Genomic DNA, 25694 nt, shown 5'->3' on the forward strand with positions numbered 1-25694 from the left:
GGATTAATCTACTTTAATGATAAAAGTGATTTTACCTGTGGAAAAATCTGCGGTCGGGTTTCCTGATTGGCGTTTAAAGTTTATTTGATTGACCACAGTACGGTAGTATGCTAGCACCTCATTGGAAACATTGTAAACGTCAGGAATAGCCTGCACGATTTTACCATTGTCATCGACAGTGATTTTAAAAACGATTTTCCCGTTTCGGGTAGATACATTGTCACGGATATTTGGTTTTGATGCAAATTCCCATCCCGCAAGTTCCAGACCTACTCCCGAGGCCGGCCCAGGATTTCCTTCTCCTGATCCAGATCCCATAATAGCTCTGCCATCAACTGTGCCTGTTGGTTTTCCTTCATCTCCTTTTTGTGTGGATGAGCCTTGGGCGCTGCCGGAAGCAGGTTTAGAACCTGTTCCTGAAGTACCGCCTGCTCCAAAGATGGCTCTTTGGTCAATTTTTGGCTTCTCTTCTGCTTTTGTAGTGGTTTTCTCAGCTTCCGCTTCAGATGGTTTGGTTACTGGAGTAGGTTCTTTTTTAGCGGGACTTGGGTCTTTACTGGCTGTGTTCGATTTTTCACTTGCTTTGATTGGACTTGGGGCTTTTGATTGTGACTCGTAAGTTGTTTTGGCAGGAGAAGATTTTGGTTTGGCTGCTTCAGTCTTTGGCTCGGAAACGGGTACTGAAGATTCAACAGGTTTAGAGGCTTGTTCACCTGGCGCCGGAGATTCTGTGTTATTGGTGACTGTTTCAGAAGCTGGAGTAGTTGTTTGTCTGTTTCCATTTCCAGTGTCAGAAAATCCAAGATTGAGTTCCATGCCATAGGTTTCTAGTGGAGGAATTTGTTCTTTCCATACCACAATAAAATAGATAGCAACCAGCAAAAGCACATTCACTAAAAAAGTGATGATCAGCGCTTTTCTTTTGTTTTCAGCTTCTTGGCTATCTGTTTCCCAAATCTGCATATTACTTATATGGTTGTGTTGCGATCGAAACGTTGGCTTCTAGATTAGCAGCAATTCCTCCGATTTCCACCAAATACTCTACAGGTACTTGTTTGTCAATATGAAGAACAACTTGGCCTTTTTTGTCTTTCAGAAGCGCAGTAAGTTCGGTTTTGATCTGATCCCTTGTTACCACCTTATCGTTAACGGAAAACTTCAGGTCTTTGGTTACTGTCACTGTAATTTCCTGCATGACAATGTCAGACGTTTCGCTTGACGGTAGATTTACCGGAAGGCCTGAAGGCGTAATGAAAGAAGACGTCAGCATGAAAAATATCAGCAATAAGAAGATGATATCAGTCATCGAAGACATACTGAAAGAAGCATCTACTTTATGTTTGGATTGTAAACCCATATTATTTGTCTTGTAATAAGTCTATGAACTCCACAGAGGTATATTCCATGCTGTGGACCAATTTGGAAACCTGACTGACCAGATAATTGTAACCTAAGTAGGCAATGATACCTACTACCAAACCAGCGGCTGTGGTAATCATCGCTTCATAGATGCCTTGAGACAATAACTTGGGAGAAACCATTCCCTCCTCCTGTGCTACCGCAATAAATGCTTGGATCATACCCGTCACTGTTCCCAAAAAACCAATCATGGGAGCTGCACCAGCCACTGTGGCCAATATGCCAAGATTTTTCTCCAGTTTGTAAATTTCTATTTTTCCGACGTTCTCTATAGAAACTTCAATATTTTTTAGTGGGCTTCCAATTCTTTCTAAGCCTTTGGCAATCATGCTCGCAACAGGAGTGGACTCACCCTGACATAGGAACTTTGCTTGGTCGACTTTTCCTCCCTGCACCAAAATCTTTATTTGATCCATCAAGTGCTTGGGAGACTTGGCTGCTTTACGCAGCGTAATCAGCCTTTCGACAAAAATAAAAATCGCCAAAATAAAAAGGATATAAAGCGGGATCATCATGTATCCCCCTTTGATCAATAAGTCAAGCAAACCGATACTTGGTTTGCCGGGATCCATCATTGATAGTGAATCAGCCATCATTTGGCTATCTGTACTTAAGGTTTGTGCTAAAATCATGTTAATATTTCAAAATCCAGGTAGACTCATTAAAATCAGTTTTGGCTGCTGCCAAATCGTCGGTTGCGGATTTAAAACTACTGTACTTTCCAACGGAAAGCCTATAATTTCTGGTATCACCAGAAGGAAAAATCAACCAAATATCTTTTCCTTTATTTAAAAAGACCTGCGCCTCTTCTCTTGCTATTCTTTCATTGGGAAGACTTGCCACCACCAAATGGTAATACCGGACGTCTTCTTTTGATTCCAATACAATCAATTTACCATTTGTGGTCGAAACAATTGAGGCCGGTACCTGAGGCAAAGGTATTTCCACCACTTCGGAAGCGGTAGAATCGTGTATAGGTTCAAAAACCTCTTCTACTTTATTTTCAGGTTGAATTTTTGGCTCTTCAGTTATTTCCTCCGCAACAAGCGCGGTATTTTCTGCATCTTTTTGCCCAGGTAAATAATAAAGAAAGTAAGCCATAGAAGCCAATACAACCAATATTAATAATACCAGACTAAACAGTAATGGTACTTGATTTTTTTTCTTTCTCTTAGGTATATCCTGAGTTTTAAATTTGATATTGGCAGGGTGTGGAATTGTTTCAGGCAAAGATTCAATTATTTCAGAAATTTTTTCAACTTCCTCGGGTTGGGAAACGGATTCAACTGGCAAAGGATTTTGTAACGGTTCCACTTTTACTAAAGGAAATCCATAGTCTTTATCGTCTGAAGCGGGGTTAATTTCAGGGTCCTTTTCCATTATTGTTTAAAATCTATTTAAGCCTTAGAAACTAAATTAAAAGGGTGAATTGGCAAATCGAATTTTGACAAAGGTATAAATCAATGTTATATAAATTTAAAATTTTATGGTTGCTCCCACAATACCTTGAATTCCACGAACAGGATAATTCAAAAACCTCTGGTTGTTTCTGTTAAGTAGGTTATTGCCAATTACGAAAGCCGAAATCCTTTCTGTAATCTGATAGTCTGCCTTTAATTGCAAATCCAAAATAGCGGGCAAGACAACCAAAAGGTCACTTTGCTGGTTGAATCCAACAATTCCCCCCATTAGGTGTGCATTGACATAAACCAACCATTTTTCTGCAGGGGTGAACTGATTATTTAGCGTAAACTCCCATTCAGGTCTATGGTACGCAGCCCCTAAGCTACTTAAAGTATAATGAAAGTAATCTGCAGTAAGGCTCATTTTATACCACTCCTCATATTCCCATCCTACTTTAGCCCTGTAATTCAGCACTCTGGTATTTTCATCAAACAGTAAATTAAACGTCAGACTATCGGAAGCACTGTTTGCAAAAAAGTGCATATTCCTATATTTACCGACATTAAATCCCGCTTCATAAGTCAATCCATCTAATACGGTTCCTTTGATTCCGGCACCTGTTTTAAAATTCTGAATGGTATTGAGCAATTGGGAACTTGGTCCCAAAAATTGATTTTCCATTACAAAATCATAGTAGGTTTTCCTCAACACATCTCCTTCGAAAGCTCCATAAATCCCAAATTCTTTGCTCAGCATATATTCACCAGCCAAGGCCGGGAGAACATGAAAATCTGATTTTTTATTGAGTGTCACATCATTTTCAAACACAATATTCACGCCGACAGAAATTTTTAAAGCCTCATCCCTGTAACTTATGTTTGGCTTGGTTTTAAAGTAATTTCTATTGATATCTCCATAAAACTCATCTTTTGGGCTTGTCAGCGATATATCAAAATCTATGGTTCCATTCAAATTGTCATTATACCAATAGGAAGAATTGGCTGTAATAGCAACCTCATTTTCGGAAGCTAGAAAATTATCATTGAAGGCCCGGATGCCTAATCTTGCGTTGTAATTCAATCCTTCCATTTTGTCAATATCCTGAATGCCGCCAAATAACTGAAAGGTGTTAAAGATATTTTGGCTCGGTAGATAGTCCACCAAATTCAGGTTTTCGGGATCAAAACCATAGAAATTGAACTTATGTCTGTCATATTTCAAACCTCCATAAACCTGAAAGACATCCATGAAATATGTTCCATCCAAACCAAAATTGGAAAAACTCTCTGAAGAAGCTTCCTCCCCGACCGGACCTTTGGAAAAGCTTTGGTGTCTGAATTTAGCTCCAAGATTATAATTATTATTTTCCCATATGTTGTATCGTCCTTCGAGGAGAGGAGAACCATAATTTCCATAACCAGCCCGCACAAATCCCGGATACAACTCTTCAACCAACCTTGGAAAATTTTTCTGTGCAGCCTCTGCTTTGATTCCAATTGGGGGAAGTGTCAGAAAATATTGCTTTACGTCATATTGGAAACTTGAACTTCCTTTCGCTGACGGCAGTGCCGGAGCACGATCAAATCTTCTAGGCTGCACAGGCAATGTCAATACCCTGTCTTTTCGGATAATAAATTCCTGATCTTTGACTTCACCTTTTTGTTGGCCTAATGCCAATCCCGGAAGAACTGCCCAAGTAATCAAGCTTAAAATAGTAAACAAGAAAGCCTTTTGGACGGATCGTTTCATCTGATTTTCTTTCATACTATTTTATTTCAGCCAATTTTTTGTTTGCCATTTCTTTGATTTGCTCATTGTTGGAATTTTCGAGAATTGATTCCAAAGTTGCTTTCGCCTGAAACACTTCGTTAAGTTTCAGGTAATTGTCCGCCAATAAGATAAAACAACGGCCATACCAATAATCATGAGGAAAGAATGGGCCAGAGAAGTCAAAAATGGTGTTGTTTGACTGCTGATAGCTTCCCTTCAAGGCTTGGCTTTCTGCCAAAAGATACAGGCCTTCTGCTCCATGAACTGTCTTATATTCATTGATCAAATCCATCAGCGTTTCATCAGCTTCGGCGGTTTTTTTCAATGCTCTTTGGGATTTTGCTTTGAGCAAAGTCGCTGTCGGAACCGCATCCTGGGTCACACTTCCCAGCAAAATCACCCGGTAAGCAAAGTGTGCTGCGGAATCGAATTTTTGGGTTTGGTAATAGGCGTTCATCAAACCTGAAAAGACTTCAAACTCTTCAATTTTATTTCTTGAAAAGTTGATGGCTTCCCTATAAAAACCGATTGCCGGTTTGTAGTTCTTATTTTCCATCTCAATAGCTGCAATTCTTTGAACCGCTCTACTCCTTTGTGTTGAAGTTTTTACTTTCTCTATCTGATAGAAATATTCCAAAGCCCGATCTTTTCGTCCAAGTTTATAATGCGAATCAGCAACGAAAAAATTTGCCTCGTCTTTATTGGCAGATTGGGGATAGTTTTTGAGATATCCCGAAAAAGCAATGATTGCTTGGTCAAAAGAATTGCTGAAATAAAGGTTCTTGGCAGCCTCATATTCAAGATTTTGGAGACTTTTGTTGTCAGGATTTGCATTTCGGTATGTGCCGAGATATTGTGAAAATTCGCCTGACCTCCCTTGAAGAGCCAATGCTTCCTGTAATCCCACGAGTGCAGATTCGGCATTTGATGAATTAGGATGGGTCTGCAAAATCCTCTTGTAATCCTCTATCGTCTGATCATAATTCTGTAGAGAATAATTTGCCACTGCCCTACCCTCCAAAGCGTAAGGTACAAATTGACTGTTAGGACGGGAAGTGATCAACCTTGAATATCCCTCGCGAGCATCTGCATAGCGTGATTCTTCCATGTTGATCTGCGACTTTTGGTAAAGCGCATCCTCAAAATACAAGCTATTGGGATATCCTGTGATTAATCTATCCAATTGGCTTATGGCTTCCTGATTTCTGCTTTGGAAATTATAGACTACCCCTGACCGGAAATAGGCATAATCAACAGAAGAACCTCCTTCATTTATAGCCCTTTGAAAGGCTGTCTGTGCCTCAGGGAATTTTTTCTGGACAAAATACACATCACCTAACCTAACCAAAGCCTCATCATATTTGTCGGGATCATCGTTTTTGCCTCCCTTTTCGACATATTGTCTGAATTGGGTTTCTGCTTTGGCATATTGCTGCAGGTTAAAAAAAGTATAACCTAACCCATAGTAAGATTTCAAAAGATAAGGATCTGTAGTTTTTGGATTGAGGCTTTGGAGCGTTTCATACGACTTGATGGCTTGCGGACTACGGTCAGTAGTAGCATAGTTTTCACCCTTCCAAAAATGAGCCTGAATCACCAAATCCCTGTCAACCGGAGAGGCTATGGATTTATCAAAATAAGTTGTTGCCTGATCATGTTTTTTGTCCCTATAATAGACAATCCCTTGGTAGAAAGTAATTTTTTGATAGGCAGCTTTCAGACGATCCGACTTTTTGGGCATTTTTTCAATATGCTTAATGGCCCGCAGGTAATTGTTGGTGTTGATGAGCGCATCTGTCAACAATGTTTCGGCTTCATTGGCATAAATCCCATTTGGAAAATTCTCCAAATAAGCATCTAAAGCATTGACCGCTTCCTGGAAACTCCCCCTTTCCAGATTGACTTTGGCGAAATTCACCAAAGCATCCTCCCTGATTTTTGGATCACTTGTGTTCTTATAGGCAGCGTTGAAGCTTGTGGAAGCGAATTGTGGGTTGTTCAATTTGAGATAAGCATGCCCAAGATAGTAACTGGAAACCTGTCCGATTTCATCTTCTATGACTGCGGAAACTTTGAAATAGTCTGTAGCTCTTTGGAAGTTTCCAATCTCAAATTGCGCCACTCCTGCTTTATAGATTTGGGACCGGTCTAAGTCCCTTTTTTTGGCATTTACAAAAGCATCATAATTCTGAGCTGCTGCCGCAAAATTCCTTTTTTCAAAATAAGCTTCGGCTAAAAATAAATGGATTTCTTCCTTGCGGTCTAGGTTGGGCCGGGATTTCAAAACCGGTTCTGCATAGGCGATCAGTTCATCGAAATACCCTTGTTGGTAATAAATTCCCGCAAGCATATAGGGGACCTTGGGTGCATAGAAATTTGCTTTTTCTGCTTCCTTGAAATCCTTGATAGCCTGATCAAAATTTCCTGCTTCTTTTGAAATAAACCCTGCATAATAATAGGCGTCTGCCGAATACTCACCCCTCTCGACCTTTACCTGATTGAAATAATTCAAGGCATTTTTATTATCCTTGAGCTGAAAAAAAGAATAACCTGTCTTGAAATAGATTTCTGATTTTTGGTCAGGTTTGATGGCTGAAGTTTCGATTTTTTGAAATGCAGGTATAGCCTCCCGGTAATTTTTCTTGTCAAAATAGAAACTGCCTAATATAAATGCCGCCTCGTTCTTTTTGGGATGGTTGGGATATGTCCTTATAAAATTATTGACGAGATCGGCTGCTCCGGGATTTTCTATTTTCAGGGCTGAAATTGCGTGGAAAAAGTCCACCAACACCCGTTGACTTTCATCAAAATAGGCTTCTTTAAGTTCTTCATATTCAAACCTTGAAGCTGAAAAAAGATGTTTGTCGAACAATTCAAAGTTATCGTCTAAAACTTTCTGATTGCCTGATTGGTATAAACCTGTCTGCGCACTTACGGTGTGGGTACTCCACAAAATCAAAAACACTACAAAATTTTTCCTCATGGGTGAATGATGCCTTTAATGCATAATTTTAAATACTAATTCTCTAAGAATTTCCCTGTCTTCCATTTCCCCTGCATCGACTCCCTTAGAACGCAAATCCGCCTCTTTAATGTATGCGAAGCAATCAATAACCTTGCCCAAGCGGAAATTATTCGCAGCAATCCTATATTCTTTTAGAAAATATGGATGTACCCCGGTCACTCGCGCAAGTTCTGCGTCCGGCATCTGTTTGTTGTAATGGACCAAGGCGACTTTGCTGAAAAAGCTATAAACCAATGCGATGATAGGTATCACCGGATGGCTTTTGGGGTTTTGAGAAAAATAATGGATGATTTTATTGGCCTTAACCACATCTTTCACTCCCATTGCTTTGGTCAACTCAAAAGTGTTGTATTCCTTATTTATCCCAATGAATTTTTGGATGTGGTCTTTGGTGATTTTTGTTTCGCCTTGAAGGTTGAGAAACAGCTTTGAAAGCTCGTTGGAGATTACTTCAAGGTTATTTCCAATGCTGTCCGCCAAAAAAAACGAAGTTGTATTGTCAATGGAATAGCCTTTACTTTTAACAAAACTTTCTATCCAACCGGGCAACAAATTGTCTTTAATCTTCTCCGATTTGACAAAAACAGTGCTTTTGTCCAATTCCCTTGCCAAGGCTTTTCTTCCATCTACACTTTTGTACTTATGAGCAAATACCAAAATGGTGCTTGGAAGGGGATTCTTGATATAATTGATCAGCATCTGATCGATATCTTCTTTGCCAAGCTGTGGGATATTTTGTGCTTCCTTTACAATGACCACCTGCCTATCGGCCATCATGGGAAACCTGCGGGCATTGTTCAAAATGTCGGGTATTGTGACATCCTTGCCATACATGACCACCTGATTGAAGCCTTTGTCGTGAGGCTGCAAAGCATTGGCCTCAATAAAATCTGATATCTGATCTATAAAAAAAGGTTCCTCACCTTGCAAAAAATAGATAGGTGCATATTTCCCCGATTTGAGGTCTTTCAATACATCTTCTGCTTTATTGGCCATGGTTTGAGTTTTCGGTTCAAAGATATAAAGAAAACATTTTGGGAAAAGAATACCGCATGAGCACTTAGGTAATTTTAAACTTTATTACCCTTAATTTTGTATTTACTTGAAAATACAAATAACAGACGTGGAAGAATTTCAACTAAGTGTGTCCTATTTTAAAGAGGGAAAATTCCAAGAGGCGTTAACCCAAATCAATTTATCCATCAAAGACGATAGTAAAAACCCTGAATTTTACTTTTTCCGGGCAAGGGTTTATACCCGTTTGGGAGATTTTGATTCGGCCTTGAGTGATTTTGACAAACTGATTGACTTTGACCCCTATAATCCCTCCTACATCAACGACAGGGCTGTCGTCCTCCATTTGATGAAGAATAATGAAGAGGCCATGACTGAATTTGACAGGGCTATCAACCTTGACCCTAAAAATCCTTACAGATTTGCAAGCAGGGCATATTTTAAGGACCGAATCGGGGATTTGGCTGGGGCAATTGAGGACTATGAAAAAGCAATAGAACTCGATCCTGAGGACGCAGTAGCTTATAATAACAAAGGATTGGTGGAGGAAAAATTAGGCTACCAAGAAAGGGCAAAATCAAGTTTCTCAAAAGCAGATGACCTTATTGGGTATAAGCCAAGAGAAACAACCGAATCCTCACCTGAAACAAAAATCCAGGACAAAAACCTCACCGAAAATCCGTCCAAGACAGGTCCAAAAAAAATGACAGCCGGGAGCTATATTCAAATGGTCAGAAATATCCTGACCAACCCTTCTACCCGCCAAGAGTTTGTAGTATTTATAAAATCGAAGTTTGTTGGTTCTTCAAAATAGAACGCTTACACTTTTTTGATTACAAGCAGTGGCTTATTGATGAAATAAGACATTTTCCTCGAAAGGTTGTTGGAAAAAATCTGTTCAAACCAAGTTTTCTTTTTGCTTAGGGTAATCAGAATATCGCCTTTGGCAATGATCAGGTAATTTTCTAGGCCGAGTCCCGGTTCGTCTCTGTAGGATTTGAGAACAAAGTTCACTTTTTCATATTTGATAAATGGCTTTATCTCTTGCACCATCGTAATATGTAAGGACTTGTCGATATTCTTCATCTTGGTACTTACATGGACTATATCGATTTCACTTTCCCAGAATCTGGCCAATTCAACCACTTTTTGAACGGCTAATTTATCTTCTTCCAAATAGTCCGTGGCATACACCAGCTTTTTTGGAGACTTGAAAAAAACCTTCCGCGGAATAACCATCACATCTCTTTCAGATTTTTCCACTAGCCTACTCGCTCTGGTGCCAATATAATTTTGCTTAAAATCATTGACACCTTCAGTTCCCATGATGATCAGGTCGGCATTATTGGCATCAGCATAATCCAAAATTGTGTTGACAGTCTTTCCTTCAATGAATTCACTTTGGCAGGATTTCAATCCTTTTGGAATACTTTCCTGGCTGACAATTTTCACCAGATTATCCAGCTTTTTTTGAATAAAACTGTATTGGTCTCCGGCGTGAAATTCACTTGAAGCCAGTTTTTGGTAATCTTCCTTGTCCGGGACGTGGAATAAAAATAAATCGGCTTTGTACATTTCTCCCAATTTGGCAGCGTATTCTATGGCATTGAGTGAACATTCAGAGAAATCTGTCGGGCAAACGATCTTAAAAGTAGTGTCCATTTTATTGACTTGTTAATAACCTAAAATTGGGTTTATCTGATTCAGTAGTTTTTTCTTGCTTTTTATCCTTTTATAGTTTTCAATTATTTGTGGTATGGCAGAATTTGGATTTGTTACGCTTGCTATATGCGGCGTAACTGTAATTTTGTCAGAATTCCAAAAGGGATGTTCTTGTGGCAAAGGTTCTTTCCTAAAAACATCCAAAAAAGCACCTGATATGATGCCTTCACCGATTGCTGTCACCAGATCATCTTCTACAAGATGACTGCCTCTCGCTACATTTATGATGTAAGTACCTTTTTTACACTTTCGAAAAAAATCCAGATTCAGAATATTTTCGGTGCTTGGTGTCAAAGGTAACATACAAATAATAAGGTTTACATTATTTAAAAATTGAGGTAGTTCATTTCCATAGAAATAAGGATAATCCACATCAGACTTTGGGCTGTTACCATATCCAAACACTGAAAATCCCAACATCTTCAATTTTTCAATAACATCCCCACCCAATGCCCCGACCCCCATGACTCCAACCTGAAGATCAAGTTCGGGATTACTCATATCCCAAACCTTATTTTTTTGATTGGACTGATACCTGTACAATTGCCTTTGGTAGTTTAAAGTGGCCATGACCACATAATTGGTCATTGGAACAGTAAGCCCCGGATCAACAATTCTGGTGATCGGCAATGTAAGCGGTATCTCAGGATCACTTAAAATATGGTCAACTCCGGCACCCATTGAGCATATCAACTTCAGGTTTGGAAATTCCTTCAGAATACCCTTGGGATGCTGCCACAAAATAGCAAGCTCCACAGAATCTTTATTTCTGATATCCGGAAAAATTTGAATATCAATATCAGGATCTGAATTTTTAAAAGTTTTAACCCAAGAGCTTACGTCTCTTCCGGGTGAAATAATGGCTATACTCATCGGTTTTTTTCGAAATTACAATTTGATTCCAAGTTGCCTCTCTATTCAGTTAATTAAAAAAACAATTCTTTAAGCGGTAACAATAGGTCCAATTTTTGAAAATATTTAAAGTTGCCTTTTTCAAAAAGACTAAAATTCTACTGACTGAATAATTATTATCTTTGTATTATTCAGATCTAGATCAACTAAATTAACATACAAAAAAATGAAAAGCAAATCCATTTTATTGCAATTTATAATAATTGCCACATTTTCCTCCCTTGCTGTCGGCCAACAGATTCAAATGCCTCAAGCTAGTCCAGCTGCAACTATCAGTCAAAAAATTGGACTTACAGATGTTAGCTTTGAATATAGCCGACCCAGTACCAAAGGAAGGAAAATATTCGGAGAATTAGTTCCATTTGGTGAAGTATGGAGAACTGGTGCAAATGCAGCAACAATCATCAATTTTAAGAATGAAGCAAAGGTGGAAGGAAATTTAGTGCCTGCAGGCTCTTACGCCCTTTATTCCATTCCCGACAAAGGAGAATGGACTATTATCCTATCAAAAAACACAAAATTGTGGGGAGCGGTTGGGTATGATGCCAAAGATGACCTTGTTAGGTTCAAAGTCAAATCAGGTAAAACAGGCCAGAAGTATGAAACCATGGAAATCAATTTTGTCGACATGACAGATACTGGAGCCACAATTGCTTTGAAATGGGAAACCACAAGGGTTAAGTTCAGAATTGAAACAGAAGTAGATAGCATTGTAATGGCAGAAATCAAATCTTTGGTAATCGATAAAGAAGCCGAGAATCCGGGATTACTATATCAAGCAGCCAATTATTACTTCACAAACAACAAGGACTTGGACCAAGCGTATGACTGGATCACCAAATCTGTAAGTGAGGATCCGAAATATTGGACCATGCACCTGAAAGCAAAAATTGAATTGGCTTTAGGTAAGAAAAAAGAAGCTATTGACAGCGCTACCAAATCAATGGAATTGGCTAAAGAAGCCAAAAACCCAGATTACGTAAGCCTCAATGAGAGATTGATCAAGTCGATTAAATAATATTTACGCTATACTCAAGATTCTTGATATTGAAAAGTGGTACCTCAAAGACCACTTTTTTCTTTGCCTAAAATATATAGATAAGAGAGGCAAAGTAACCGGAATGAAATATTTGCACGATATACTCTTAAGAGAAAATATATTAAGAAAAATGGATTCTATCCTTCTCAATCGATTTCAGGACTAAGTGCCAAAAATCACAAAAGTATTTTGTTCAATAAAAGGGATTACTTTTTAATAATATGCTAATTTTGAGCTTAGATCATAAAAAATCCACAGCAATAATGCCCAACAACAAGAAATTTATCATTGATTTTGACAGTACATTTACACAGGTTGAAGCGTTGGACGTATTGGGCGAAATCAGTCTAAAGAATGATCCAAAAAGAGCTGAAAAAATCCAGGCCATCAAAGACATCACCGATCTTGGAATGGAAGGAAGTCTCAACTTCCGCGAAAGTCTTGAAAGAAGGTTGGATATATTAGAAGCTTCCAAGCCTCAAATCTCTGAATTGATCACCGAACTGAAAACCAAAGTTTCCAAATCATTTCAGCGGAACAAAGAATTTTTTGAAGAAAATGCCGACAACATCATTATCATTTCCAACGGTTTCAAGGATTTTATCACCCCCATAGTCGGGGAATACGGAATCAAAGCTGAAAATGTATTTGCCAATGAGTTTATTTACAACGATGCAGGCAAAATCATTGACTTCAACCGCGACAATGTCCTTTCCAAAAACGGAGGCAAATCCATAACCATCAAAACCCTCAATCTTGAAGGTGATATTTACGTGATTGGTGATGGATACACGGATTATGAAATCAAAGAATCAGGCCTTGCCAATAAATTCTATGCATTCACAGAAAATGTCGAAAGGCCAAAAGTGACTTCCAAAGCGGACCATATTGCACCGAGTTTAGATGAAATCCTTTATGTCAATAAAATGAACAAGAAATTTTCCTACCCAAAAAGCCGAATCAATGTACTCCTTCTTGAAAATGTCCACCCAATCGGGGTGGAATTGATGAAACAAGAAGGCTATAATGTGGAAGTAATCAGCTCTGCCCTCAGCGAAGAAGAACTTGCCGAAAAAATCAAAAATGTGAGCATCCTTGGCATCCGCTCCAAAACCAATGTCACCAAAAAAGTATTGGAAAATGCCAATAGGCTGATTTCCATAGGTGCTTTTTGCATCGGTACCAATCAGATTGATTTGGAAACCTGCACGGAAAAAGGCATAGCGGTATTCAATGCACCCTTCAGCAACACCCGTTCTGTAGTGGAAATGGCCATCGCTGAAATCATATTCCTCATGAGAGGATTTCATGACAAAAGCCATGGTATGCACAAAGGCATTTGGGACAAATCAGCTTCCGGAAGTTTTGAAATTCGCGGGAAAAAATTGGGAATCGTAGGTTACGGAAATATCGGTGCACAGCTTTCAGTCTTGGCCGAAAACATGGGAATGGATGTCTACTACTATGATGTCATCGAAAAGCTTGCACTCGGAAATGCCACAAAAATCGATTCTTTGGATGAATTGCTAAAAACCTGCGATGTGATTACCCTCCATGTGGATGGAAGAAAAGACAACAAATGCCTGATCGACAAATCTAAAATTGAGATGATGAAAAAGGGTTCCTACCTAGTGAACCTCAGCCGTGGCCACGTGGTAGACATCCCTGCCTTGAAAGCTGCTTTGGAATCAGGACATATTGCCGGTACTGCAGTGGATGTATTTCCGCATGAACCAAAAAATAACGATGAACCTTTTGCTTCGGAATTGATAGGTATGAAAAATACCATCCTGACTCCCCATATCGGTGGATCGACATTGGAAGCGCAGCAAAACATTGCACGTTTTGTTCCAGGCAAAATCATGGAATACGTCAATACGGGCAATACTTACAACTCAGTAAACTTCCCCAATATCCAATTGCCATTCCTTAAAGATGCCCACAGATTGATACATGTTCATCATAACGAACCTGGTGTTCTTGCCAAAATCAACCTTATCCTTGCAAGCTATAACATCAACATAGTAGGCCAATACCTCAAAACAAACGAAACAATTGGATATGTGATTTCTGATATTAATAAGGCTTATTCTCCGGAAATGATCGAAGCCATGAAAGAAATACCCGGTACAATCAGATTTAGAGTACTTTATTGAAATGTTAAATTGAAATTGATTGAAATACAATAGAAATAGATTGAAATACAATAGAAATACAATAGAAATAGATTGAAATACATTGAAATAAAAAGAGGCAAGGAGGGATCGTTGCCTCTTTTTATTTTTACAAACTTATCTCCAGAAAGCTCTTCAAGGTAGCTCAAATACCATCCTCATTAAAATTTGAGATTATCGAATAATGCGCGAATCCAAATTCAAGGGATATACTTTATGTGTCACTTTCAAAAAATCAACTGATATTGGATTGAGGACGAAATTCAAGGAGGTTTTATCCACAATGGAAGGGACACCAAAACAAAGAATTCCGCTTTGGAGTAATTGAGAACCGAATTGCTGCGAAGCTCTCAATGGTGGTATTGCATCCCAACCGTCCGGCAATTCATTTATTTTAGGAATAAATACGCCCTCCTCGGGAACATCAAACTCCATGACGGAATACAACACGTACCTTTCTGAAGAAAATAATTCGGAATCAATGGTAAGCCTTTCCAACAAGGAGGAAGAAATGGATGCGCTCCCATAGAGGGCCGGGAAACCTTGAAAATTCCACCTGCCGCCATACAATTTGGCCCCTTCTCCACTGACATCGCAATATTGATTCAACGCGATACGGTAAACTTTCATCTATCCTCAAATAGCAATACCGTGCTGCAAGCGCATAATCTCGGTCTTTAGAATATCAAGGCCTTCAGAAACATCAAGAAGATCAAGTGGAATTCTATTGCCGATTGTAAAAAGTGGCCTCTCCATCCAGCGCCTAAAACCCTCACTGCCAAAATAATTGGTACCCAAAGCATATAATTCAGCCAATTCATACATCTTTTCAGATTGAACGACATCAAAAACATCTTTTCTCTGAAGCGTCTTGGCAGAAACAGACAAAGCAGCAGCCAAGGTATTATTATCGAGACCGGATATCTCTTTCAATCCCTCAAAGGATCTTTTCTTCAAGCCTTTTCGGAAAGTATCCACCCTTTGGAATGGTTCATCTAACCTTCCATATTCCACATTCAAGATATCATGGGCAGACAATCGGGACTTTCTGTAATAGGCCACCGCAGGCTCGCTTACAATTGAGGGTTTCTTTTCCATTCCAATATCACGTAAATTGTCCTCTAATATAACGTAATTTGTCCGGTATTTTTATATGTTTTCTCACTTTTTTTCTGAGACATAATTCCTTCCTTTCTCTTCGTATAATTTCCCGAAAATTTATCAGGATTAGTTTAGTTTATATTTGGAAAAACTATAAGCTTTCACGACATTTAAACATACCTTTCGCCAATTTGCTATGATTAAGAAAATCCTCAGCTTCGTACTCATTGGTTTACTTTTTATTTCTTGTGCAGAAAAAGAAGATCCTGAAACTATTTTTGGTGAATATCTGCCACAATCAATAATTGTTGATCAAGCATTGGATCTCACGGGAGATGGTAATGTTTCAGAGAATTTACTCGCACAACTAGAAAGTAAAGGTGAATATTCAGGATTAACTTTTCTAAATCTATATAGCCCTGAATATTTTAACGTTAATTTTTCTCAAGTCATTCTAAGGCTTCCCCATCATTTTGAATTTGAAAACAAAGTTTACCTAGAGTTTTATCAGAATGGAAGAAGAGTCGACAAAGAAAGTAATGGAACACTTACTTTAACTTGGAATACATATCCCTATCAATTTGAGTTTCCAGAGCAAATCCATGAGGAAATTGTCATTGAAACTCTTAAAACCAATCTTGGAAATAACTATGTGGAATTGGTGACTTCACAAAGACTGTTTGACCATTCCACAAATGAATGGGTTGAGGCAAAAGTTACTTATACTTTTCGAAAGGACGGTCCATGTTGTTAGACATCAATGATAAAGAAAGAAGGCTTTGAATTAAGATTTTTGGAGTCCTGTAAAAAAATTAGCCCTCTTAATTTGATTGAAAAAGTAATGGCCTGAAAGCTTTTTAGGGTAAAAAAACCTATTTATTTCGTTCTTTTTTAGTCCCTTATCCTGCGTAATATCCCTATGTCTTTCCACAAAAAATCCCTTTCTTTGCCTCAGTCAAAATTCCCCTTCCCTTATGAAGATTATTGCCATCGGAAGAAACTATGCGGAGCACATTGAGGAACTGAAAAATGAGCGTCCCTCCGCCCCTGTCGTGTTTCTTAAGCCTGATACAGCCCTACTGAAAAACAACTCCCCATTTTACCATCCTGACTTTTCTGAAAATATCCACCATGAGGTGGAATTGGTTTTGAAGGTGTGTAAGGAAGGCAAACATATCCAGAAAAAGTTTGCCCACCGGTACTTTGACGAAATCGGCATTGGGATCGATTTCACAGCAAGAGACCTTCAGGACAAATGCAAAGCAAAAGGACTTCCTTGGGAAATCGCCAAAGCTTTTAACGGTTCTGCGCCTGTGGGTGAATTTTTACCTGTGTCGGATTTTGAAAATTTTGCTGATATCAACTTTCACCTCCATATCAATGGAGAGTTGAAGCAAAAAGGAAATACATCCATGATGCTGTTTGATTTTAGCGTAATCATAGAATATGTGTCCCAATATTTTACTTTGAAAAAAGGGGACCTCATCTTTACCGGTACTCCAGCAGGTGTAAGCAAAGTCTCGGTCGGAGATAGATTAGAAGCGTTTATAGAAGACAAAAAGCTATTGGATTTTGAAGTCAAGTAAATACCTCCTCATTTTATTTTTATTTTTTCCTTTCCTCCTCCATGCCCAGGAATACCTTTTTCCGGTCAAGCCGGGAAACAGGACTTTCCTTTCCGGAAATTTTAGTGAGATCCGTCCAAACCATTTCCATTCTGGAATTGATGTTAAAATCGGCGGAGTAGATGGGGAACCCATCCTTGCCATTTCTGATGGATACATCTACAGGATCAAAATTTCTTCCTTTGGCTATGGCAATATCATCTACCTCAAGCATACTAACGGCCAATCTTCCGTCTATGCCCACCTCCGTAATCTTTCTCCCAAGATCATGGAATTCATGCGGAAAGAGATGTATTTCGCCGAAAAAAACGAATTGGAGGTTTTTCCTGACCCGGAATTTCTTCCAATCAAAAGAGGTGAAATAATTGGAAATGGGGGAAATACAGGGAGTTCGGGAGGTCCGCATTTACATTTCGAAATTCGGGACAGTCTTGACAGGGCGATTGATCCATTTATGTTTGGATTCAAAGAAGTAGTGGACAAAACGCCGCCGGTAGTCTATCGGGTTGCCTTCAAACCACTGGACTTAAATGCTAGGGTGAATGGAAAATTTCAAAGGATGGAATTTAAACCTATTGTCGAAGGAGGCAGATACATTTTGGCGGATTTGGTTAGAATCACAGGAAATGTTGGCGTGGAAATCCATACAGTGGATAAAATGGATGATGTTTCAAATATTTTTGGCGTGCCGATAATTGAATTGATAGACAAGGAAAATCCACTTTTCAGGATTAATGTCAACAAAATCGATTTCAACAAGGGAAGGTTTTTTTTGACGCACATGCATCGAAACAAATTTATCAGACTATACAAATATCCCAACAACCAACTAGGCATCTACCAACCTGATTCACTCGCGGCAGGAGTGATGACAGCAAAAGTCGGGGAAAGGAAAAAGATGCAGATTAATCTCAAGGATTATTTTGGCAATACCAGAATCGTTACTTTTTTAGTAGAGGGAGAAGAAGCTCCACAAAGTTTTGGAAGCACTTCCATTTCAGCCAATAAAACCACAAATGTCTCTTTTGAAAGAGAAATGATGGTCATCCAGACCGGCAGTTCAGAATGGGGAACTTTGGCCAAGGTTTTTGTTAAAAGTAAGGAGATGGAAATCCCTCCGGCGTATATTCAGGACGGAAGAAGGAATTACATCTGGGATATGACTTATGGAGTTCCGGATTCAGTGGACCTCTGCACCGAAATCATCAAACCAAAAGTATTGGTAAAAATTCCTTTTGGGGAAGAAATCTCTTTTGCTAACAATGATGTGGAAATCAAATTTTCAGAAAATACGCTTTTGGATGACCTTTATCTCAGGGTAGAAAGAAAAAACAATGGCAATGGACCTTCCCTCAAGATCAACAGCCCTGGAGAATATCTCCAAAGTAACATGGAGGTTTTGATGCGAAACACCGGATATAACGGAGACAAAAAAAACACTCATGTCTATTTTCAGGCTGATAATGGACGGAAAACTTTTGTTGGTGGTGAATGGGAATCAGAAGATATCAGGTTCAAAACCAGAAATTTTGGTACTTTTGTTTTGGACGTAGATCGCATCGCTCCCACAATTGCACCGATTAGGGTCAATGCTTCTGAATTGAGATTTACCATCAAGGATGATAAATCTGGAATCAAAGATTTTAACGCTTATGTGGACGGGAAGTGGGTGATGATGAAATATGAGCACAAGCAAAGTGTAATCTGGTCCGAAAAAATAGATAAACAACCATTCAAGGGAGAAGTTCTATTGATCGTGAGGGATATGGCAGGAAATGAAAAACGCTATACCTCCAAACTTTGATCAATCCTTAACCTTAACAAAACTATTATGTCACTAGCAGTAGGAAATCCCGCACCGGCTTTTGAAGCCAAAGACCAAAATGGAAATATCATTAAACTTTCAGATTTCAAAGGAAGAAAAGTAGTCCTTTATTTTTATCCAAAAGACAATACTCCCGGATGTACTGCCCAAGCTTGCAACCTAAGAGACAATTACAATGCGCTGCAAAAGGCCGGATATATTGTATTGGGTGTGAGCTCTGATTCTGAAAAATCCCACCTCAAATTTATCGAAAAACAAAGCCTCCCCTTTCCACTTATCGCTGACGAAGACCTCAAAGTCCATGAGGCATACGGTACTTGGGTAGAAAAATCCATGTATGGAAGAAAATATATGGGCACCGCCCGTACCACTTTTGTCATTGATGCGAATGGTGTTTTGGCAGAAATAATTGAAAAAGTAGACACTAAAAACCATACCGCTCAAATTCTCAAATAATTCCAACTAATGGAAAAACAATCTATCGATCAACTCAAAAAAATCAGTTCTCAGGTAAGAAGGGATTGCCTGCGTATGGTACATGCCGTACAGTCAGGACACCCTGGTGCTGCACTTGGACTTACTGAATACTTTGTTGCGCTTTATTTCAATGAAATGACGCATAACAACAACTTTAAAATGGAAGGAAAAGGTGAAGACTTATTTTTCCTTTCCAATGGACACGTTTCAGCACTTTGGTACAGCGTATTGGCCCGTAGTGGCTATTTCAATGTCGAGGAGTTGGCTACTTTTAGAAAATTAAATTCCAGACTTCAAGGACATCCGGCCACTCACGAAGGACTTCCAGGAATCAGAATAGCATCAGGTTCATTGGGACAGGGACTTTCTGTGGCAATAGGTGTAGCTCAAGCCAAGAAAATCGATAAAGATGACAAACTTGTCTATGTTATGATGGGTGACGGTGAACAGCAGGAAGGACAGGTTTGGGAAGCGTGCATGTACGCTGCCCACCACAAGGTGGACAACCTGATCGCTGCCATTGATTACAACGGTCAGCAAATCGACGGACCAACCGCAAAAATCATGGACCTTAAAAATCTAAGGGCCAAATGGGAAGCATTTGGTTGGGAAGTAGTCGAAGTCAAAAAAGGGAATGATATGGAAGCTGTGGTTGCCGGTCTTGATGAGGCGAAAAGCCTTACAGGAAAAGGAAAACCAGTCTTAATCTTACTTTATACAGAAATGGGTTTCGGAGTTGATTTCATGGTGGGAACACACAAATGGCATGGCGTTGCTCCTAGTGATGCCGAACTTGAAAATGCATTGGGACAATTGGAAGAAACCTTAGGAGACTATTAAGATGGAAAAGACCTTAGATTTAAAATATACTTACACCGAAAAGAAAGATACCCGCTCAGGATTCGGTGACGGATTATTGGAAGCAGGACGTAATAATCCTAATGTAGTAGGCCTCTGTGCCGATTTGATCGGATCATTGAAAATGGGCGCTTTCCAAAAGGAATTCCCAGACAGGTTCTTTCAGGTTGGTATAGCTGAAGCAAACATGATTGGACTGGCAGCGGGATTGGCCATAGGAGGAAAAATTCCTTTTACAGGTACATTCGCCAACTTTTCAACCGGCCGTGTCTATGATCAGATCAGACAGTCAGTAGCTTACTCTGATAAAAATGTAAAAATCTGTGCCTCTCATGCAGGCTTGACTTTGGGAGAAGACGGAGCAACGCATCAGATTTTGGAAGATGTGGGCATGATGAGGATGTTGCCCCATATGACTGTAATCAATCCATGCGATTACAACCAAACCAAAGCTGCAACCTTGGCCTTGGTGGACCATGTCGGTCCTGCATATTTGAGATTTGGACGTCCTGTTTGGCCGATCTTTACTCCTGCTGACCAAAAGTTTGAAATCGGAAAAGCATGGAAAATGATCGAAGGTAAAGATGTAACCATCTTTGCAACCGGTCACCTTGTCTGGGAAGCTGTGGTAGCCGAAGCCATGCTCCGTGAAGAAGGCATCTTTGCTGAAGTGATCAATATCCACACCATCAAGCCTTTTGATGAAGCCGCCGTATTGGCATCCATTGCCAAAACAGGATGTGCTGTATCTGCTGAAGAACATCAGATCAACGGTGGTTTGGGTGATAGCATTGCACAGGCCTTGGTCCGAAACAATCCTGCTCCATTGGAATATGTCGGCGTGTTGGATTCCTTTGGAGAATCCGGTACACCAACACAATTGTTGGAAAAATATGGCTTGAACGCCGAAAATATAGTGAAGGCCGCAAAAAAGGCAATCGCAAGAAAATAGTATTACACTTCGTAATAATTTGAAACCGTGGTGGCATTTCCATCACGGTTTTTTAATTTTAGGTTATATTCAAAAAACAGGTTTATAATGATGAAATTACTTCCATTTCTTTTTGTTTTTTCTTTCCTGATGTATGGACCTGAAAACTGTTCTTCCAAAAAATCAACGACTCCTACAGGACCTTTGGAAACTGAAATTTCTATTGCTTCTTCAGGTATGGGATCTAAGACTTTTTTCAATCCTTCTTTTGAAAGTAAGGGAGAAAAATATTTGTGGGCCGATAAAGGAAATCTTGTGGGTGTTTATTTTATGCCTTCTTGGAATCTAACAGCAGACTCAAATAATGACATTGATAGTTTTTGGTCTTGCCTGACAGGAAATGAGAACTGTGGTCACACAAACAATCCTGCTATTTGGGGGCCAAAAGGCAGAATTTACAATGCAAGCTATCCTTACGAAGGCCCATATTTGGCAAGAAAGCCTCATCCAAGTCTAAAAGGATTTTATAAGAGGGATGATCCTGAAGTTGCCAAAAAGCAACTGGAATACATGAAAAGCTATGGCATTGATTTTTTTGCTTATAACTGGTTTTTTGGAAGGCATTATTATTATCATTTAAATTTTGCCCCACAGGCAAATACCTATTATCCCAAAGGATGGAAGACAGATCCTACAAGAGATGGAAGGGTAGAAGTTCCGGGAATAGAGCAATGGAATGAGCAATTGACTGTTCTACTCAGCGAAAATGAAAAACTACCCGAAGACAAACAAATGAAATGGGCGATCAATTGGGTAGATGACGGAGAAGACAGGTGGAGACTTTGGTTAGAATTGGGGTCACCCGAAACCATCGAGTCTGGAAGTAATTATAAAGGCGAAGTTCCCGACAAGCAGCTATTCCTCAAAGTCCATGATAAAATTACCCAATTGTGGATTGATAAATATTTCAGCAGGAAGGATTATCTCAAAGACGAAACAGGTAGACCCATTGTCTATCTCTATTTTCCACAGGACTTAGAATCGAGAGCCGCATTCTATGGAATCACCATGAAAGAGCTATTAGACAGGTCAAAAGGTTTGGCCCAAGCATCAGGATTCAAAGGAATAAAATTTATCGCAGTGGCAGCAGGAGCAATGGCTCAGAGAGAAAAGCAATACGCCCTCCCAACAAAATGGGTGGCCGCTAATGCGAGGGAACCATGGAGAGGAGGAAATTATACAAAAAAAATATTGTTTCAGGAATATGTGCCAAGGTTAAAAGGAATGGGCTTTGAAGGTATGACCGCCTACATTTACCACAGCTTTATGGACAGAGATAATAAAAGCTATACAGACATGCGGTCAACATATAAAAGCCATTGGGAAAGGTGGTCTGAGATGTTTAAGAAGGACACTGGTTTTGAATACCAAGTTCCCGTTGCCATGGGTTGGGACATGAGGCCCATCGGCGGCACTTGGCCGCAACAATCCGGGTTTCCTAGTGAACCGATCAAAGACAATGTCCACAGTACCAAATCTACCTTCAAGGCCAAACTCCTTGAAGCCCAAAAATATTCAGAGAAATATAAAGCTACCAACGGAAATACAGTGATGGTCTGCTGTTGGAATGAATACCTTGAGGGCAATCACATTGAACCCACCGAAGGACATGGCTTTGATTACTTAGAAGCGATCAAAGAGGTTTTTGTAAAGGAAAAGTAATTCTGAATTCAGAATTATGAATAAGAATTTTAGTTTATAAAACAAAGGAAAAAATGTCGACACCAATTAGAATCCTCGTAGTAGGTTGTGGTAATATGGGAGCTTTCCATGCCACATCCTATCACAATATGCCAGAATTTGAAATCTGTGGTCTTGTCGCCCGAGGTGAAAGTAAATTAAAACTGAATGAGAAATTAGGCAGCACATATCCACTATTCGATGATTTTGATTTGGCGATGATTGAATCAAAACCTGATGCCGTTTGCATTTCCACTTATCCTGATACCCATGAAGAAATGGCCGTCAGAGCTTTGGAATATGGTTGCCATGTCTTTATCGAAAAACCTTTGGCGGATACGGTAGAAGGCTCGCAAAGGATCATTGATGTAGCTAAAAAAGCCAATAAGAAAGTTGTCGTGGGCTATATTTTGAGGCATCACCCTTCTTGGGAAAGGTTTATCCTTGAGGCTCACAAGCTAGGAAAACCATTGGTAATGCGGATGAACCTCAATCAGCAAAGCCATGGCTACATGTGGGATGTTCACAAAAACCTGATGAAAAGCTTGAGCCCTATTGTGGACTGTGGCGTGCATTACATTGATGTGATGTGTCAGATGACCCGCTCCAAACCAATTTCGGTTTCGGCTATCGGCGCAAGAATGAGTGAAGAAATCCCTTTAAACAATTACAATTATGGGCAACTTCAAATCCGCTTTGAAGATGGTTCGGTGGGATGGTATGAAGCAGGTTGGGGACCTATGATTTCTGATAATGCCTTCTTTATCAAAGATGTATTTGGACCAAAAGGAGCTGTATCAATTGTGGCCAAATCTGCCGGATCAGCAGGGAAATCGGATCATGTGGATTCGCATACAAAAACAGAAAGCATCAAAGTCCACCATGCTGATTTGGATGGAAAGAACAATTTTACCAAACAGGATTTTTGGATAGATATGACCGATGAACCTGATCATCAGGAGCTTTGTGACAGAGAGCAGCAGTATTTTCTGAAATCAATACAGCAGGACATTGACCTCACAGATCATTTGCAAGATGCCATTAATAGCTTGAGGATTGCATTTGCTTGCGATGAGTCAGTAAAAACCGGAAATATGGTCTTTCTTTAAATAAAAATAGGATGATGGAAGGCCCATATCTAGGATTCATTTATCATGGATTTGCTTATATCAGCATGTTTATGATGAGTTGGTGGGCCTACCGAAACAACAGCTTAAGGTTTATTTCCGAAGAAGGATGGCCTCAAAAATTAAAAATCCTATTTCTTCTAATGCTCTTTGGGATATTGGTTTGGGCGGTGGTGCCTGTTTTAATATCAGGCAAAGAAATCGCTAATCACCTAATCTTTGGTAGAAATCAACTTTCAACGATTCAATTTGCTTTTCTTGCCCTTCTTGTGATTTTGGCATTTGTGGTTGGCTTGTCTATCGCCAAAAAATTAGATCAAAAATCTCCTATTTACCAACCCACACCTGCTCTTGCAATATTTTCAGGTTACTTTATTTTGAGATTTTTATTCCTTATTTCTTATGAAATCTGGTTTAGGGGATATTTTTTCAGTGATCTTATTACTGTCTTCTCAATACCAATCGGAATAGGAATTAATATTATTCTTTATGCTTTGATACATATTTTTAATTCAAAAAAAGAAGCCACATCAAGCTTGGGATTTGGACTTCTTGTTTGTTTGATCGTGTTAAATTTTGGGGGAGTTTGGCCTGCCATTTTAATTCACCTCAGTTTATCTATTGGATATGAGATAGGATTTTTTGTTTTGCTTCCAAAAAACAAACACAAAAGCCAAACATCATAATTAAATTGTTGAGGAATGAATGGAAATTATCAAAAAATAAAATTTTAATTTGCCAAAACAAAAACTGGAATCTCTACAGTATCAGGTGGATTTACATCCTCCGGTTCCGAAGAAGATTGGGGTTCGGGAGCATTTGAATAAAGGACAACTCCAAATTGACTTAGAGCTTCCACATTCAATATTTTTATAGTAACCACAGGCAAATCTGCGTCACTTCCGCCAACCCTCTTTTTGACGTCCAAAACCTCGAATGCGACCAACCCAAGATTTGCTCCCTGAAGATTTCCTTCCAAAGGAGAATAATTGACACTAATATCGCTGTCATAAACAACTGCTAAAACCTTAACGCCAACTAACATCTTCAATGCTGTTGCTCTAAGGGGAGTCACTTTGGGTATTTCATCCAAAAGGACATCCCTATCATTATCAATATTGGGAGCTCCTAATCCCGGTCCCGGAGTAAGGTAATTTTGGGCACCATTACCTGTCGGGCCTGCATTCACCCATCTATTCGGGATGTTTTTAAGAGCGAACCAACCTTCATCTCCCACTTGTCCGGTGTACAGGTCAATTGTTTTACCTACATTTTCTTTAAAATATTTGAGTTGATCACGTTGTCCCACAGCGGCAATTTGATCATTGACATCAGTTTCCGAAAAATCATTAGGTTCTATGCCATTGTCAATACTGCTCTCGTCAATAACCATCAATACGATGTAATCATCAAATACAGGACTCAAGTTTTCATTTTCAGATCCTGTTAGACAGGATCCGAGTATAATAAAAATCAAAAGGATATAAACACTTGATCTTTTTCTCATGGCAATTGGTAATTCAAAACGTGT

At 39.3% G+C, this 25694-nt stretch carries 24 protein-coding genes; 12 read left to right on the forward strand and 12 right to left on the reverse strand.

What is annotated here, in order from left to right; translation table 11 throughout:
• Positions 1 to 3: 3 nt before the first annotated feature.
• From M3O96_RS06910 to holA, 7 genes are all read right to left on the reverse strand, one after another.
• Positions 4 to 963 carry an energy transducer TonB gene (locus M3O96_RS06910; RefSeq protein WP_249719595.1) on the reverse strand — a complete coding sequence of 320 codons (960 nt, stop codon included), beginning with the start codon at positions 961 to 963 and terminating at the stop codon, positions 4 to 6.
• 1 nt (position 964) lies between these two features.
• Positions 965 to 1357, reverse strand: coding sequence for an ExbD/TolR family protein (locus tag M3O96_RS06915; RefSeq protein WP_249719596.1), 393 nt, complete (start codon positions 1355 to 1357; stop codon positions 965 to 967).
• A 1-nt stretch (position 1358) separates the two neighbouring features.
• Positions 1359 to 2051 (reverse strand): MotA/TolQ/ExbB proton channel family protein, encoded by a 693-nt coding sequence (locus tag M3O96_RS06920; RefSeq protein WP_249719597.1) that lies wholly within the window; start codon positions 2049 to 2051, stop codon positions 1359 to 1361.
• Between the two features lies 1 nt (position 2052).
• Positions 2053 to 2799 carry an SPOR domain-containing protein gene (locus tag M3O96_RS06925; protein ID WP_249719598.1) on the reverse strand — a complete coding sequence of 249 codons (747 nt, stop codon included), beginning with the start codon at positions 2797 to 2799 and terminating at the stop codon, positions 2053 to 2055.
• Positions 2800 to 2895: 96 nt separating this feature from the next.
• Complete coding sequence (locus M3O96_RS06930) at positions 2896 to 4587, reverse strand: TonB-dependent receptor (RefSeq protein ID WP_249719599.1); 1692 nt, start codon at positions 4585 to 4587, stop codon at positions 2896 to 2898.
• Position 4588: 1 nt separating this feature from the next.
• Positions 4589 to 7576 (reverse strand): tetratricopeptide repeat protein, encoded by a 2988-nt coding sequence (locus M3O96_RS06935; protein ID WP_249719600.1) that lies wholly within the window; start codon positions 7574 to 7576, stop codon positions 4589 to 4591.
• 15 nt (positions 7577 to 7591) lie between these two features.
• Positions 7592 to 8614, reverse strand: coding sequence for a DNA polymerase III subunit delta (gene holA, locus M3O96_RS06940; protein WP_249719601.1), 1023 nt, complete (start codon positions 8612 to 8614; stop codon positions 7592 to 7594).
• A gap of 106 nt (positions 8615 to 8720) precedes the next feature.
• On the opposite strand from holA, the gene M3O96_RS06945 reads away from it, so the two are divergent.
• Entirely contained in the window at positions 8721 to 9446 is a 726-nt protein-coding gene (locus M3O96_RS06945; protein WP_249719602.1) for a tetratricopeptide repeat protein, read from the forward strand.
• Between the two features lie 5 nt (positions 9447 to 9451).
• On the opposite strand, the gene M3O96_RS06950 is transcribed toward M3O96_RS06945, so the two are convergent.
• The gene (locus M3O96_RS06950) at positions 9452 to 10294 is read right to left on the reverse strand and encodes a universal stress protein (protein ID WP_241140967.1); all 843 of its coding nucleotides are present in this window, start codon (positions 10292 to 10294) and stop codon (positions 9452 to 9454) included.
• A gap of 12 nt (positions 10295 to 10306) precedes the next feature.
• Positions 10307 to 11227, reverse strand: a complete 921-nt coding sequence (locus M3O96_RS06955; protein WP_249719603.1) for a 2-hydroxyacid dehydrogenase — start codon at positions 11225 to 11227, stop codon at positions 10307 to 10309.
• Positions 11228 to 11432: 205 nt separating this feature from the next.
• Between M3O96_RS06955 and M3O96_RS06960 the strand changes: the two genes are divergently transcribed.
• Both M3O96_RS06960 and serA read left to right on the forward strand, forming a co-directional pair.
• Complete coding sequence (locus M3O96_RS06960; RefSeq protein ID WP_249719604.1) at positions 11433 to 12284, forward strand: DUF2911 domain-containing protein; 852 nt, start codon at positions 11433 to 11435, stop codon at positions 12282 to 12284.
• 284 nt (positions 12285 to 12568) lie between these two features.
• A complete protein-coding gene (serA, locus tag M3O96_RS06965; RefSeq protein WP_249719605.1) occupies positions 12569 to 14461 on the forward strand; it encodes a phosphoglycerate dehydrogenase in 1893 nt (630 codons plus the stop codon).
• Positions 14462 to 14653: 192 nt separating this feature from the next.
• Here the strand turns inward: serA and M3O96_RS06970 are convergent, their stop codons facing one another.
• Together M3O96_RS06970 and M3O96_RS06975 are read right to left on the reverse strand one after the other, a co-directional pair.
• Positions 14654 to 15109 carry an RES family NAD+ phosphorylase gene (locus M3O96_RS06970; RefSeq protein ID WP_249719606.1) on the reverse strand — a complete coding sequence of 152 codons (456 nt, stop codon included), beginning with the start codon at positions 15107 to 15109 and terminating at the stop codon, positions 14654 to 14656.
• Positions 15110 to 15115: 6 nt separating this feature from the next.
• Positions 15116 to 15577, reverse strand: a complete 462-nt coding sequence (locus M3O96_RS06975; protein ID WP_249719607.1) for an Xre family toxin-antitoxin system antitoxin — start codon at positions 15575 to 15577, stop codon at positions 15116 to 15118.
• Positions 15578 to 15776: 199 nt separating this feature from the next.
• Here M3O96_RS06975 and M3O96_RS06980 point away from each other — a divergent pair, with 199 nt between their 5' ends.
• From M3O96_RS06980 to M3O96_RS07020, 9 genes are all read left to right on the forward strand, one after another.
• On the forward strand, positions 15777 to 16334 hold the full coding sequence (locus M3O96_RS06980) for a hypothetical protein (RefSeq protein WP_249719608.1): 558 nt from the start codon (positions 15777 to 15779) through the stop codon (positions 16332 to 16334).
• A 220-nt stretch (positions 16335 to 16554) separates the two neighbouring features.
• Entirely contained in the window at positions 16555 to 17166 is a 612-nt protein-coding gene (locus M3O96_RS06985; RefSeq protein ID WP_249719609.1) for a fumarylacetoacetate hydrolase family protein, read from the forward strand.
• Complete coding sequence (locus M3O96_RS06990; protein ID WP_249719610.1) at positions 17153 to 19009, forward strand: M23 family metallopeptidase; 1857 nt, start codon at positions 17153 to 17155, stop codon at positions 19007 to 19009. Before M3O96_RS06985 ends, M3O96_RS06990 begins: the two co-directional genes overlap by 14 nt.
• A gap of 27 nt (positions 19010 to 19036) precedes the next feature.
• Positions 19037 to 19486 carry a thioredoxin-dependent thiol peroxidase gene (gene bcp / locus M3O96_RS06995; protein WP_249719611.1) on the forward strand — a complete coding sequence of 150 codons (450 nt, stop codon included), beginning with the start codon at positions 19037 to 19039 and terminating at the stop codon, positions 19484 to 19486.
• A gap of 9 nt (positions 19487 to 19495) precedes the next feature.
• Positions 19496 to 20347, forward strand: a complete 852-nt coding sequence (locus M3O96_RS07000; RefSeq protein WP_249719612.1) for a transketolase — start codon at positions 19496 to 19498, stop codon at positions 20345 to 20347.
• Between the two features lies 1 nt (position 20348).
• Positions 20349 to 21317: a transketolase family protein gene (locus M3O96_RS07005; RefSeq protein ID WP_249719613.1), complete on the forward strand. Its 969-nt coding sequence runs from the start codon at positions 20349 to 20351 to the stop codon at positions 21315 to 21317.
• Between the two features lie 87 nt (positions 21318 to 21404).
• A complete protein-coding gene (locus M3O96_RS07010) occupies positions 21405 to 23018 on the forward strand; it encodes a glycoside hydrolase family 99-like domain-containing protein (RefSeq protein WP_249719614.1) in 1614 nt (537 codons plus the stop codon).
• Positions 23019 to 23071: 53 nt separating this feature from the next.
• Complete coding sequence (locus tag M3O96_RS07015; protein WP_249719615.1) at positions 23072 to 24145, forward strand: Gfo/Idh/MocA family protein; 1074 nt, start codon at positions 23072 to 23074, stop codon at positions 24143 to 24145.
• A gap of 191 nt (positions 24146 to 24336) precedes the next feature.
• A complete protein-coding gene (locus M3O96_RS07020; RefSeq protein WP_249719616.1) occupies positions 24337 to 24849 on the forward strand; it encodes a CPBP family intramembrane glutamic endopeptidase in 513 nt (170 codons plus the stop codon).
• Positions 24850 to 24893: 44 nt separating this feature from the next.
• Here M3O96_RS07020 and M3O96_RS07025 read toward each other — a convergent pair whose 3' ends face one another.
• Positions 24894 to 25670 (reverse strand): hypothetical protein, encoded by a 777-nt coding sequence (locus M3O96_RS07025; protein WP_249719617.1) that lies wholly within the window; start codon positions 25668 to 25670, stop codon positions 24894 to 24896.
• Between the last annotated feature and the right edge of the window lie 24 nt (positions 25671 to 25694).

This window comes from Aquiflexum sp. TKW24L (assembly GCF_023502205.1).
In the GTDB taxonomy this organism is placed as follows: Bacteria; Bacteroidota; Bacteroidia; order Cytophagales; family Cyclobacteriaceae; genus Cognataquiflexum.